The organism is Brevibacterium sp. OS20, from assembly GCF_056837565.1.
The window spans coordinates 2,740,398-2,752,643 of record NZ_CM166367.1; the positions used below are offsets into that span (position 1 = coordinate 2,740,398).

At 65.8% G+C, this 12,246-nt stretch carries 10 protein-coding genes and 2 tRNA genes; 4 read left to right on the plus strand and 8 right to left on the minus strand.

The genetic code is table 11. The features are described from left to right. The first annotated feature begins 51 nt into the window (after positions 1-51). Positions 52-813 carry a DUF4282 domain-containing protein gene (locus tag ACVZTU_RS12295; RefSeq protein ID WP_139468845.1) on the plus strand — a complete coding sequence of 254 codons (762 nt, stop codon included), beginning with the start codon at positions 52-54 and terminating at the stop codon, positions 811-813. Between the two features lie 163 nt (positions 814-976). Here the strand turns inward: ACVZTU_RS12295 and ACVZTU_RS12300 are convergent. The 5 genes from ACVZTU_RS12300 to ACVZTU_RS12320 form a co-directional block, all read right to left on the minus strand. Continuing rightward, a tRNA-Glu gene (locus ACVZTU_RS12300) sits at positions 977-1,049 on the minus strand. Between the two features lie 37 nt (positions 1,050-1,086). After that, positions 1,087-1,158 (minus strand) — tRNA-Gln (locus ACVZTU_RS12305). A 203-nt stretch (positions 1,159-1,361) separates the two neighbouring features. Beyond that, positions 1,362-2,690, minus strand: coding sequence for an alpha/beta fold hydrolase (locus tag ACVZTU_RS12310; RefSeq protein WP_139468846.1), 1,329 nt, complete (start codon positions 2,688-2,690; stop codon positions 1,362-1,364). Positions 2,691-2,692: 2 nt separating this feature from the next. Next, positions 2,693-4,159, minus strand: coding sequence for a glutamate--tRNA ligase (gltX, locus tag ACVZTU_RS12315; protein WP_482400494.1), 1,467 nt, complete (start codon positions 4,157-4,159; stop codon positions 2,693-2,695). A gap of 111 nt (positions 4,160-4,270) precedes the next feature. After that, on the minus strand, positions 4,271-5,077 hold the full coding sequence (locus ACVZTU_RS12320) for a fumarylacetoacetate hydrolase family protein (RefSeq protein ID WP_139468848.1): 807 nt from the start codon (positions 5,075-5,077) through the stop codon (positions 4,271-4,273). Positions 5,078-5,205: 128 nt separating this feature from the next. Between ACVZTU_RS12320 and hrpB the strand changes: the two genes are divergently transcribed. The 3 genes from hrpB (at position 5,206) to ACVZTU_RS12335 (ending at position 10,162) form a co-directional block, all read left to right on the plus strand. Continuing rightward, entirely contained in the window at positions 5,206-7,971 is a 2,766-nt protein-coding gene (gene hrpB / locus ACVZTU_RS12325) for an ATP-dependent helicase HrpB (protein WP_482400495.1), read from the plus strand. Positions 7,972-8,008: 37 nt separating this feature from the next. Continuing rightward, a complete protein-coding gene (locus ACVZTU_RS12330; protein ID WP_345788947.1) occupies positions 8,009-8,977 on the plus strand; it encodes a 3-methyladenine DNA glycosylase in 969 nt (322 codons plus the stop codon). Between the two features lie 129 nt (positions 8,978-9,106). Beyond that, on the plus strand, positions 9,107-10,162 hold the full coding sequence (locus tag ACVZTU_RS12335) for a zinc-binding dehydrogenase (protein WP_482400496.1): 1,056 nt from the start codon (positions 9,107-9,109) through the stop codon (positions 10,160-10,162). Positions 10,163-10,235: 73 nt separating this feature from the next. Here ACVZTU_RS12335 and ACVZTU_RS12340 read toward each other — a convergent pair whose 3' ends face one another. The 3 genes from ACVZTU_RS12340 to thyX form a co-directional block, all read right to left on the minus strand. Then, entirely contained in the window at positions 10,236-10,670 is a 435-nt protein-coding gene (locus ACVZTU_RS12340; protein WP_139468851.1) for an HIT family protein, read from the minus strand. 81 nt (positions 10,671-10,751) lie between these two features. Further along, a complete protein-coding gene (locus ACVZTU_RS12345) occupies positions 10,752-11,330 on the minus strand; it encodes a maltokinase N-terminal cap-like domain-containing protein (protein WP_482400497.1) in 579 nt (192 codons plus the stop codon). A gap of 119 nt (positions 11,331-11,449) precedes the next feature. Further along, the gene (gene thyX, locus ACVZTU_RS12350) at positions 11,450-12,235 is read right to left on the minus strand and encodes an FAD-dependent thymidylate synthase (RefSeq protein ID WP_139468853.1); all 786 of its coding nucleotides are present in this window, start codon (positions 12,233-12,235) and stop codon (positions 11,450-11,452) included. Between the last annotated feature and the right edge of the window lie 11 nt (positions 12,236-12,246).

Consider the following 12,246-nt stretch of genomic DNA (forward strand, 5'->3'; position numbering starts at 1 on the left):
TCAGGCGAGCGTGCCCTGTCCTGGGTGCGTTCCATTCTCGAAGGGGACACCATGTCGACACCGCAGAACCCGAACGACCCGAACAGCAGCTCGGCTGAGCAGAATCTCGACGGCCAGAACCCCGGTGCGAGCGACCAGCCGGAGAGTGCCCAGTCCGCCTCGGACCAGTCGGCGCAGAATCCTCAGGACACTCAGTTCCAGCCCAACCAGGATGCACCGGCATCGCAGCCTGGCCAGGATGCGCAGTTCCAGCCCGAGCAGCCCACCTATCAGCAGGGCACCTATGATCCCAATGCCTATCAGGCACAGGGGCAGCCGTACCAGCAGGGCGGGTATTCGCAGCCCGGCGCCTATCAGCAGGATCCTTATCAGCAGCACGCATACTCGCAAGGAGCGGCCCAGCAGCAGGCTTATGGTCAGCCTGCGTATGGTCAGCCTGGGTATGGTCAGGCTCCGCAGTCGGCGCCTCAGCAGGCTGGGTTCTTCAAGTCGCTGTTCGATATCCGCTTCGACAACTTTATCGCGGTGAAGTGGGCGGGCTTCATCTACATCATCGCGATCGTGGTCGCGGTCCTGTCCTATCTCGGGACTATCGTCGCCGGCATCACCACGGGAATCGCCGCAGGTTCGGCGTCGAGCTACCTCAGCGGCGGACCGAGCTTCAGCGTGCTTCCACTGATCCTGTCGATCATCTTCGGCTGGATCATCCCGGCCCTGTGGGTCATCGGCGTGCGTCTCGTGCTCGAGCTCATCGTCTCCAATATCAAGACTGCCGAACATACGAAGCGCATCGCCGATTCAGTCGGCCACTGACTCACTGCGCCCTATATTTCTGGTGCAGGAGCGGCTTCAATGTGCAGAAGTGGTGATCTCAATCAGTGCATATGAATCTTGAACCCGCAGATGCTGACACGGTGCAGGAACGCCCGTGAATTAGAGTGAGCCCCGCACCGAAATTCGATGCGGGGCTCAACCGTACCCCCGAGCAGATTCGAACTGCCGTTACCGCCTTGAGAGGGCGGCGTCCTAGGCCACTAGACGACGGGGGCTAGAACAACACTCCTGGACTGATCCAGACTGTGTCCGCTGGGCTACCAGGACTTGAACCTAGACTAAATGAACCAGAATCACTCGTGCTGCCAATTACACCATAGCCCAATGTTTTTCAAGGTTATCCCCGAGGAGATTTCCCTGAGCAACGAGATATAACTCTACACAAGCACCCCGCCTCCCGACAAATCCGAGAGGCTCCTTTTCAGTGTGACCTTCTTAACAGAATAGGCTCACCGCACCCGGCCCGTCGACAGGCCCAGAAGTCCCGCGCGCGCAGGCTCGCTCTGCCGGCCCCGACGGCCCCGGCCTCACCCGCGAGCGAGGCCGATGAGCCGGTCGAGGACCCGGTAGCCGTCGGCGCGCAGACCGTTGTGTTCGTACTCGTTCGTCACCCACGGCTGCACCCCGGAGAGATGCTCGGCCGTGGCCAGCGAATACTCCACCGGCACGTACGCGTCTTCGAAGTACACTGCCGCCGCACCACGCACCGAGGCGGCCTGCAGAGCGTCGACATCGTAGAGACCGGGCCACTGACGTGCGGCGACGAGCTCGGCCACCTCGGCGAAGGGCGTAAGCTCCGGATCCTCATGCAGCGACTCCGGCCCGGCATGCTCGCCGGCCAGCAGCGTCGGATCATTGACCACGGCATCGGGCATCGCCCTCCTGGCCGCCCAGTTCGTCACCGTGCCGTCGGCCCAGCAGGATTCGTGGATGACGGCATAGAGCGGGTTGCGCCCCGAGAACGGCAGAGACGCGGCAAGGTCATGCCGGAAAGCCCCCGAAGAGAAGTCGAGGTCGAGCAGATAATGCAGCTTCTCCGGACCATCCGAGGCGCCGAGGAAGTGCCCGAGCAGACGGATCCGCTCCGGCGTCGCCCGCGCTCCCCCGGGCAGGGCGAGACCGTCGCCGACAGACGCAAGGTCGCCGAGGCGCCGCATCTTCTCACGGTCGCCGGGGAACGCTGCGTAATACTGCTCGGACTTGCGGATCATGCCCTCCCACGTGCGTCCGTAGACGGTCGCCGGGTCGAGGCCGATCGCCGGCAGACCGCCGGTGAAGTACACCTCGTGAAGGGCACTCGAATGCGCGGAGATGTAGCGCAGAGTCGTGAAGCCGCCGAAGGACTGCCCCAGCAGGGACCAGGTTTCCGCGCCGAGGTGGCGGCGCAGGATCTCCGCGTCCTCGACGATCGAATCGGCACGGAAGAAGGACAGCGCCTCGGCGATCGCGGCCGGGTCGTCCCCTACCGTCTCCAGTCCGGTGATGGCCCCATCGACAGAGCCGATCGGATTCGATCTTCCGGTTCCACGCTGGTCGAGCATGACGACCTGGAATTCCTCGAGGGCACGCTTCACCCAGCCGCCGGGACCGCCGACGACGCCCGGGCGCGGGGCTTCCACGCCGGGCCCGCCCTGCAGGTACACGAGGTAGGGCTTCTGACTGTCCGCCTCGGTGGCGATGATCCGGGCGAACACGTCGATCGTATCCGGCAGATCCACCTTCCCCGAGGCGGCAGTCGCGGCGTTCTCCCCCGCCGAGGCGGCCTCCCCCGACCGTCCGAAATGGTCGAAGGGCACGGTGACCGTCACGTCACGGAAGTGCAGTCCCCCACGGGTCCAGTTCTTCTGCTCGACCATGGTCACAGCTGCGCCGCGAGTGCCTTGAGGCGCTTCAGCGAGGAGTCCTTGCCGAGGATCTCCATCGACTCGAACAGCGGTGGTGAGACCTTGCGGCCGGACACGGCCACACGCAGGGGTCCGTAGGCCAGGCGCGGTTTGATCTCCATCTCGTCGACGAGTTTCGCCGACAGCACCTCTTCGAGCTTCGCCGTGGTCCAGTCGTCGAGCCCTTCGAGGACCTCGATGGAGGCGGCGAGCACCTCGGGGGCGGAGTCCTTGAGCGTCTTCAGTCCGTCTTCGGCCATGACGAGGTCGTCATCGGAGGTGAAGAGGAACGCGAGCAGGTCGGGAGCCTCTCCGAGCAGCTTCATGCGGGTCTGCACGAGCGGAGCCGCCTCGTTGAGGATCGCCAGCTGAGCATCTGTCGGGGACTCTGGGAGCACCTCGGCGGCCTGGAGATACGGCACCAGACGGTCACGGAAGTCATCCGGCTCGAGGAGGCGGATGTGGTCGGCGTTGATGGCGGTGGCCTTCTTCACGTCGAAGCGGGCCGGGTTGGGCAGGACGTCGTGGATGTCGAAGGCCTCGGTGAATTTCTTGACGCTGAACACGTCGCGGTCGGGTCCGATGGACCAGCCGAGCAAGGCGAGGTAGTTGATGAGTCCCTCGGGGATGAATCCGTTCTCGCGATGGAGGAACAGATTCGATTCGGGGTCGCGCTTCGACAGCTTCTTGTTGCCTTCGCCCATGACGTAGGGCAGGTGGCCGAACTCGGGAGTCGCCTCGGCGATGCCGATGGCCTTGAGGTGTTCGTAGAGAGCGATCTGACGCGGGGTCGAGGACAGGATGTCCTCGCCACGGAGCACATGGGTGATGCCCATGAGCGCGTCGTCGACGGGGTTGACCAGGGTGTACAGCGGCTGGCCGTTGGCACGAACGACGACGAAGTCGGGAACGGTGCCGGCCTTGAAGGTGATGTCGCCGCGCACGAGGTCGGTGAAGGTGATGTCCTCATCGGGCATGCGCACGCGCCACACGGGTTCGCGACCCTCGGCGCGGAAGGCAGCCTTCTGCTCGTCGGTGAGGTCGCGGTCGTACCCGTCGTAGCCGAGCTTCGGGTCACGGCCTGCGGCCTTGTGCCGGGCTTCGACTTCCTCGTTGGTCGAGTAGGACTCGTAGATGTGGCCGCCGGCCTTGAGCTTCTCGATGACGTCGGCGTAGATCTCGCCACGCTGGGACTGGCGGTAGGGTCCGTTGTCTCCGCCGACCTCGATGCCTTCGTCCCAGTCCAGGCCCAGCCATTTCAGCGCCTCGACGACCTGACCGAAGCTCTCCTCGGAGTCACGTGCCGCGTCGGTGTCCTCGATGCGGAAGACGAACTTGCCGCCGGTGTGCTTGGCATAGGCCCAGTTGAACAGGGCTGTGCGGACCATACCGACGTGCGGGGTGCCGGTGGGTGATGGGCAGAAACGAACTTTGACGCTCACGATTGTCCTTTGCGTGATCTTCTCGGGTGTGAGTCTGTGGTGTGCGCGGTGGCGCTGGTGGTTCGGCGGCTCTGGTGTTCCGTGGATGCGATCGCCGAGGCGGCGGTGGGTTCAGGCGTCCATGACCGGGTTCGACAGGACGCCGAGTCCTTCGATGGCGATGTCGACGCGGTTGCCGGACACGATCTGGCCGACCCCCTCCGGGGTTCCGGTGAGGATGACATCGCCGGGCAGCAGGGTGATCGTCTCCGACAGGTGTTCGATGATGGTCGGGATATCGAAGATGAAGTCGGCGGTGGTGCCGTCCTGCTTGAGATCCCCGTCGACCCAGGAGCGGATGCCGAGGTCGTCGACGTCGAGTTCGGTTTCGATCCAGGGACCCAGCGGGGCCGAGGTGTCGAAGCCCTTCGCCCGCGTCCACTGCTTGTCCGACTTCTGGAGGTCGCGCAGGGTGACATCGTTGCTCGCGGTATAGCCGAGAACATGGTCGAAGGCGTTCTCCGCCTTCACACCCTTGGCCACACGGCCGATGACGACGGCGAGTTCGGCCTCATAGGAGACGTATTCGCTGATCGCGGGCAGGCGGATGGGGTCGCCGGGGCCGATGACCGCGGTGTTCGGTTTGAAGAAGGTCACCGGAGTCACGGGAACCTCGTTGCCGAGTTCTGCTGCGTGTGCGGCGAAGTTGCGGCCCACGCCGATCACCTTGGAACGCGGCAGGATGGGGCTGACCAGACGCACATCGTCGATCTTCAGCCTCTCGCCTGTCGATTGGGCCGGAGAGAAGAAGGGGTCCGAGTCGAGAACGGCGAGTTCGAGTCCCGACGTGTCCCAGCTTCCGTCGGTGATCGGCGGCACTTCACCCTCGACGACTCCGTATTTGGGTTCGTCCTGATGTACAAATCTGGCGATACGCATGTGTCACAGTCTAGTCAGTGCCTGGTGCCTTCCGCGCGTCGGTGCTCATCGATCCGCGATCGGGTCTCCACAGATCCCCCGCTGTGTCCCGTGTGCGGGCGGGGCCGCCCTGCTGAGAGACTGGTGGCATGCCCGATCCGCACCTCCCGCACACCTTCGATCTCGCCCGTATCGGGGCCGGCCTGCCCGCCGCCGCGCTCATCGATGAGCTGGGCCTCGGCGAGGCGGCCCCCGCCCCGAGATTGGTCGTGGAGGCTCCTCCCGGAACCGGTAAGACCACCGTGGTGCCGCCGATGATCGCTGAGCACGTGGCCGGTCCGGGCCGCATCATCGTCACCCAGCCCCGGCGGATGGCGGCCCGCGCCGCGGCCAGGCGGCTCGCGTCGTTGACGGGGACCCGCCTCGGCGAGGTGGTGGGGTTCACCGTCCGCGGTGAATCGCGGACTTCGCGGGCGACACGGATCGAGTTCGTCACCACGGGTGTGCTTCTGTCCCGACTGCTGCGCGATCCGGAGCTGACCGGTATCGACGGGGTCATTCTCGACGAGGTGCATGAGCGGCAGCTGGATACGGATCTCGCGTTCGCGATGTGCCGGGAATTGGCTGATCTGCGCGAGGACCTGTCCGTGGTCGTCATGTCGGCGACCTTGGATGCGCAGCTGTGGGCCGCGCGTCTCGGTGACGGACCGCAGTCGCCGGCGACGCTGCTGCCGGTGTCCGCCGATCCTCATCCCTTGGAGATACGGTGGGCACCGGCGAAGGATCGGCCCCTTGATGCGCGGGGTGTGACCTGGGATTTCCTTGATCATCTGGCGGCGACGACGGTGCGTGCGCTGACTGAGACCGGTGAGGGCGACGTCCTCGTCTTCGCTCCCGGTGCACGCGAAGTCGACGAGGTGGCCTCTCGCGTGCAGCGCCGTGTGGAATCAGGTGGCGGTTCGGGTGATGGCGGACCGATCGGCTCTGGTGGTTCGGGTACCGGTGACACGATCGAGGTGCACACTCTCACGGGGCGGACCCCCGCGAAAGAGCAGGACGCGATTCTGCGCCCACGCACCGACGAGGGACGGAACCGTCGCGTCATCGTTTCGACCTCGGTGGCAGAGTCGGCGCTGACGATCGATGGGGTCCGCATCGTCGTCGACTCCGGGCTCTCCCGAGGACCACGGCTGGATACGCGGCGTCGCATGTCCGGGCTGGTCACGATGCGGGAGTCGAAGGCTTCGGGAACACAGCGCTCCGGTCGTGCCGCCCGGCAGGGACCGGGTGTTGCGTATCGGTGCATGTCAGAGGCGGATTGGGCAAGCCTGCCCGAGCACACTCCTCCCGAAATTGCGACCTCCGATCTCACCTCCGCAGTGCTCGCACTCGCTGTGTGGGGCGGCGACGAGACCCTCTTGCCAGATCCGCTGCCGGCCGGACCGAAACGGCAGGCGGTCGACAACCTGGTCGCTTTGGGAGCCGTGGAGATCTCGGCAGCGGCAATGGACGGTGCAGGAGGCGAGCGCTCCGCCGGTGAGCTCCCCGACACTGCCGAGTTCCCGATATCAGCACTGAACGTCACCCAGACGGGGCGGGCGATCGCGGCGGTTCCCGCCTCGGTGTGGTCGGCACGTGGTCTCCTCGACGGGGCCGCCCTGCTCTCTCCCGCTCGTGCGGCAGAAGCAGTCGCCGTCATCGAATCCGATCAGCGGGCTCCAGGCGCCGATCTCTCCGCGCTGCTGCGGCACCTGCGGCGCAGCAGGGATACTCGATTCGCTCAGGACCGCAAACGGTTCGCGTCGATCGCACGCGAGTTCGCCTCCGATGGCGGCGAGGGTGGCGATGGCGGCGACACGGGAGGCGACACCGGGAACGGTGGAATCGGCGACCGCGCTGAAGTCAACGGCGGTTCCGGCACAGCGTTGACTTCCGAGGATCTCGGGCTCGTCACGGCGCTGTCCTATCCCCTGCAGATCGCGCGTCTGCGCGGCGCCTCCGATTCCGAATACCTGCTCGCCTCAGGCACGGCGGCGAGCCTGCCGCGGGAGTCCTCTCTGCAGGGCAGCCCATGGTTGGCTATCGCCGAGGTGGGCCTCGCCGGATCGCGTGCGATCATCCGATCTGCTGTGCCCATCGACGTCGACACCGCGGAACTCGCCGGCGCCGGGCTGCTGCACACGGAGGAGACGGCGACGTTCGAGTCCGGGAAGGTCCGTGCGGTACGGCGCAGCCGCCTCGGCGGAATCGAACTGACCTCCACCCCGATCCAGGCCGGTCGCGAACTCGCCCGCCGCGCCATCGCCGAATCGGTGCGAGAACGAGGAGCCCGCGAGGTTCTGCGTCCCTCCGAGGCTTTCGAATCGCTGCGCGCCCGGCTGGGACTGCTTCGCGCGATCTACGGGGACCCGTGGCCGGACGTGACGTGGGAGCACCTCTCTGAGACGCTCGACCAGTGGTGTCCTGATGCGCTCGACCGGATCGCGAAGGGCTCCGATCATGCCCGCGTGGACCTCGTCTCCGCGCTGCGCGGTCTGCTGCCGTGGCCCGAGGCGGCTCGGCTCGATGAGCTGGCCCCGACCCATATCGAGGTGCCCAGCGGATCACACGTCCGCCTCGAGTATCCGGATCCCGAGCGCGCCGAGCTCCCGAGCCCGATCCTCGCGGTCAAACTCCAGGAGTGCTTCGGCTGGACCGATGTGCCTCGCATCTGCGACGGCCGGGTGCCTGTCAGCATGCATCTGCTCTCCCCCGCCAGGCGGCCCCTGGCGGTGACCAGTGATCTCGCGTCGTTTTGGGCGAATGCGTATGCCCATGTCAGGGCCGAGAACCGGGGCCGCTACCCGAAGCATCCGTGGCCGGAGGATCCACTCACCGCACCGGCGGCGAAGGGCACGAAGCGCTCGAGTCGCTGAGCTGGAGCCCGACTCGACCGTCTGGGACAATGGTGCGGTGACTTCCGCACTCTCGACCACGACTCCCGCCCCATCCAGGGCGGCGACCGAGCGTGCCGACGCATCGTCGGGCCGCCTCGGTGACGGTGTCGTTCCTGCCGAGATCTGGCGCGAGCTGCGTGACGAGCACGAACATCGGATCGCCGAGCGCACCGATGCGCATATCGACCGGCGGATGCGACAGGAGACCCACCCGGTCGAAGACTTCCTCTTCACCTACTACCCGTTCAAGGTCGGGCAGCTGAAGAAATGGCATCCCGGGCCGGGTGTGCGTGTCGCGCTTGAGACGGCCGAAGATCGTCGGTATTTCGACCGTCGGTGGTATCGCATCGACGATGCGCAGAATTTCGCCGAGGTGGACCTCGAGTCCTGGCGCACCGACCGTGGGGACGGAGCGAAGTTCATCGCCTCGCTGCTGTCGTCGACATTGGGTCGGGAAGCGAACTTCGGGTGCTTCGGCATCCACGAATGGGCGATGGTCTACCGTCTCACCGACGAGCAGCGCCGGCATCAGCAGGTGCCGCTGCGGCTGAGCCCCGCCGAGACCGATGCCGTGGTCGAAGGCCACCGCATCCAGTGTTCGCATCATGATGCGTTCCGTTTCTTCACCGCACCGGCCCGGCCGCTCAACACCTTGCAGCCGAGCCGCGAGGGCATGGTCGCCAACGAGCAGCCCGGGTGTCTGCACGCGGGGATGGATCTGTACAAATGGGCGATGAAGATCTCGCCGATCGCTGATTCGGATCTCGTCGTCGACTGCTTCGACCTCGCGCTCGACATCCGCACCCTGGACATGGAGGCCTCCCCCTATGACCTGCGTGGTTGGGGCTACGGGGTCGTCGCCATCGAGACCGCTGCGGGCAAGGCCGAGTACATGGAGCGGCAGAAGGATTTCTCCGGCAGGGCGCAGTCGCTGCGGTCGCGCCTGCTCGATGCCTTGGCAGTCGCGGGAGTCCATCCGCGCTGAGTCGCCTGGTGGCTGCGCTGGTTAGCCGCTGCGGCTGCGCCGGGCCCGCTGTGCTGACCGGTCGCTGCGGCCGCGCCATTTCGTGGACGTCTTCGCGGTCGCGGCACCGGCGAGCCTACGATCGGCGGTATGCGCGCCGTCCTCTTCGACCAGTTCTCCGTCCGTCCCGAACTCACGGACATTCCCGCCCCGACCGCACCTGGTGCGGGCGTCGTCATCGACATCGAAGCCACCGGGGTGTGCCGCAGCGACCATCACGCGTGGGCCGGCCACGATTCGACGATCACTCTGCCCCACGTGCCCGGGCATGAGCTGGTCGGTCGGGTCGCCTCGGCGGGTGTGGGCGTACAGGACTTCCACGTCGGCCAACGGGTGACTGTTCCTTTTGTGTGCGGTTGCGGCAGCTGCCGGTGGTGCGTTTCCGGCAATGCGCAGGTGTGCCCCGATCAGACCCAACCGGGATTCACGCATTTCGGGTCGTGGGCGGATCAGGTCGTCATCCACAATGCCGATGCCAACCTCGTGGCCGTGCCCGAGGACCTGCCGGCCGCGGCCGTCGTCGGGCTCGGATGTCGATTCGCCACGGCCTTCCATGGTCTGCGAGTGCGGGCTCACCTTGCCGCGGACGAGACTGTCGCCGTCTTCGGCTGCGGCGGGGTGGGACTGTCGACAATCATGATCGCCGGGGCCCTCGGTGCGAAGGTGATCGCCATCGACGTCAGCGATGCGGCCTTGGAATCCGCCCGTGAGTTCGGTGCCGCACGATGCGTCAATGCTCGGGATCTCAGCCCTGAGGAGCTGAGCGCCGAGGTGGTCGCGCAGTTCGCGTCGACCGATCCCGACGGGGTGGCTGTGACCGTTGATGCCCTGGGCAGGGAGGACACGATCCGGGCGGCGATCGGTGCTCTGGCACCTTTGGGTCGGCATGTGCAGATCGGGCTGCTGCCCGCGGAGCCGGTCGTCGATCTGCCGCGCGTGATCGCTCTCGAGCTCAGCGTGCTCGGCTCGCACGGAATGGCTGCGGCCGAGTACCCAGAGCTCGTGGACCTTGTCGTTCAGGGACGATTGCGTCCGCAGGAGCTGGTCACTACTGTCATCGGACTCGACGAGGCGCCCGCGGCGATGGAGGCGATGGGGTCACCCTCTGCCTCGGCGGGGATGACGATCATCGACCTGGCCAGGTGAGACGGCCGGCGGTCCGGGCACTGTGAGTCGCCTCGGCGAGGTCGAGCGCAACGGCGGCGATCACGGCAATGCCTCATTCGTCGCCGAGTGACTCCCGCATGCTCGCGGCCAGGAATCCGATGAGTTCCTGATTCCCGCGGATTCCGGGTTCGAACGGCAGCCGCAAGCGGTCTTTGTCCCTGTCCCGGTAGCGCGGAATGACGTGCATATGGAAGTGGAAGACCGTCTGCCACGCCTCGGCACCGCAGCAGTTGAGGAGATTGACGCCATCGGCTCCCCATGCATCGAAAGCGTGCTTGGCGATGCGCTGGGATTCGAGCGCCACCGCAGACAGATCTTCGGCCGGGATATCCCGCAGGTCCGTGCTGTGACGTTTCGGCACGACGAGCAGATGCCCGTCCGACCCGGGCTGGATGTCCATGAACGCTAAGGTCGACTCGGTCTCGGCGATCGGCGCACTCGGTGCGTCACCTGCGACGATCTGGCAGAAGATGCAGTCGCTGCTCATGAGTTCCGATTCCTCCCCTGCTGTCAGTCAATTGTCCTGTTCGGTGCTGGGTCGAGTCCCTCAGATCGTGCTGACGAGCCCTCAGACCATGATGGCGAGGACGACATTCGTGTCCTGGCCATCCCAGCGGCCCAACAGCAGACCGGCGTCGGACTTCTCCGCCGGAGACTCGGGCGACAGGCGGTAGAGGATCTCGACGTCGCCGGCACCCGGCAGAGGTCCCGTCCCGAAGGCGTGGGCCAACTCGGTGATCTCTTCGCCCCGGTTGCCCTCAGCATCGACGCGGTACTGCTTCGCTGCGGTCGACGCGGTGGCGATGGTGTGGTCGAGGCGCTGCCGGAACAGCGGGTCACCCATGCCGCCGTAGACCCACCGCTTGCCGAGCACCGAATGCTCCATATTCGCCACGAATGCTTCGTCGGCGCCTTCGAGCGGTGCTCCGCGGTAGGTCAGCGGCACCTGCAGCAGCTGGTCGCCGCTCTTCACGATGTGGATCTCGATGCCCACTTCGCCGGCAGGGTCGTCGAAGCGGTACGCGGTAACAGTCTCGAGCGGGTTCGCCGCGAGGTCGAGCTCGGCGGCCCAGTCCTGCTTGGCAACCCAGTCGGTGACGACGTCGAGCTTGCCGGGATTGAGCTGAGCTGCGTAGATATCTGCCATGACGGTTCCTCCTGAAATCTGTCTGACGTCGGCGTCAGGTGTGGCTGGGCGGGTCAGGTGTCTGTAGGTGTGAGGCGATCGGAGGTCTCCGGACGCTTCGCAACAGGCCTTGCGTGGTCTCAGGCCTTGCGCGTGCCGGGGATCCATTCTCCGTCGACGACTTCGTAGTCGGCGAAGACTGCCGGTGCCTCTTCGCGCATGACCTCGCCGATCTTGTTGAAGATGAGGCGGATCTCCTCTTCAGCGCCCTTCGCAGTGCGCATTTCGATGACGTGGCGCAGAGAACGCAGGTTCGCGGTGTAGACGATTCCGGTCGCCAGGCCCTCGGGGGCGAAGCGGCGCATGAACGAGGTCATGTGCTTCTTGTGGGAGAACTTCGTGCCCTCCTCGTCAAGCTCGAAATGATCGGCCATCCACTGCTGGTGCTCCTCGAGGGTGTCGAGGACCTTGAGGCTGCGTTCCATGAGTTCGGGATCTTCGCGGGCCCACTCGGGGAACCAGAACGGGATGTCCGTGAGGCGGACGTAGCGCAGCGATTCCTGCGAGAACGCCGATCCTGCGCGGTGGCGGATGAGTTCGTGGGTGAGCACGCGCGAGACGTTGTGGAGGACGAAGGTGAAGTTCGCGTGTTCGAGCACGGATCCGTGCTGGGACTTCACGACGTTGCCGAGGTACTGCGCGGAATCGGTGCGCACCCGCGAGACGTTCGGGTTGAGTCCCGGCTCCCACGAGCGATAGCACATGCGTCCGGAGAACTCGAGGAGATCCTCGGCGTCGGGAGATTCCGCATCTTCGACCCGGTCCGCCCAGGAGGTTCCGCCCACCTCGTCGAGGTAAGTCCTCATCGCTTCCCAATCGATATTGGGCTTGGCGAGCAGTTCAACGGACGGTTCGACCTGGCGCATGGCTCTCCTAT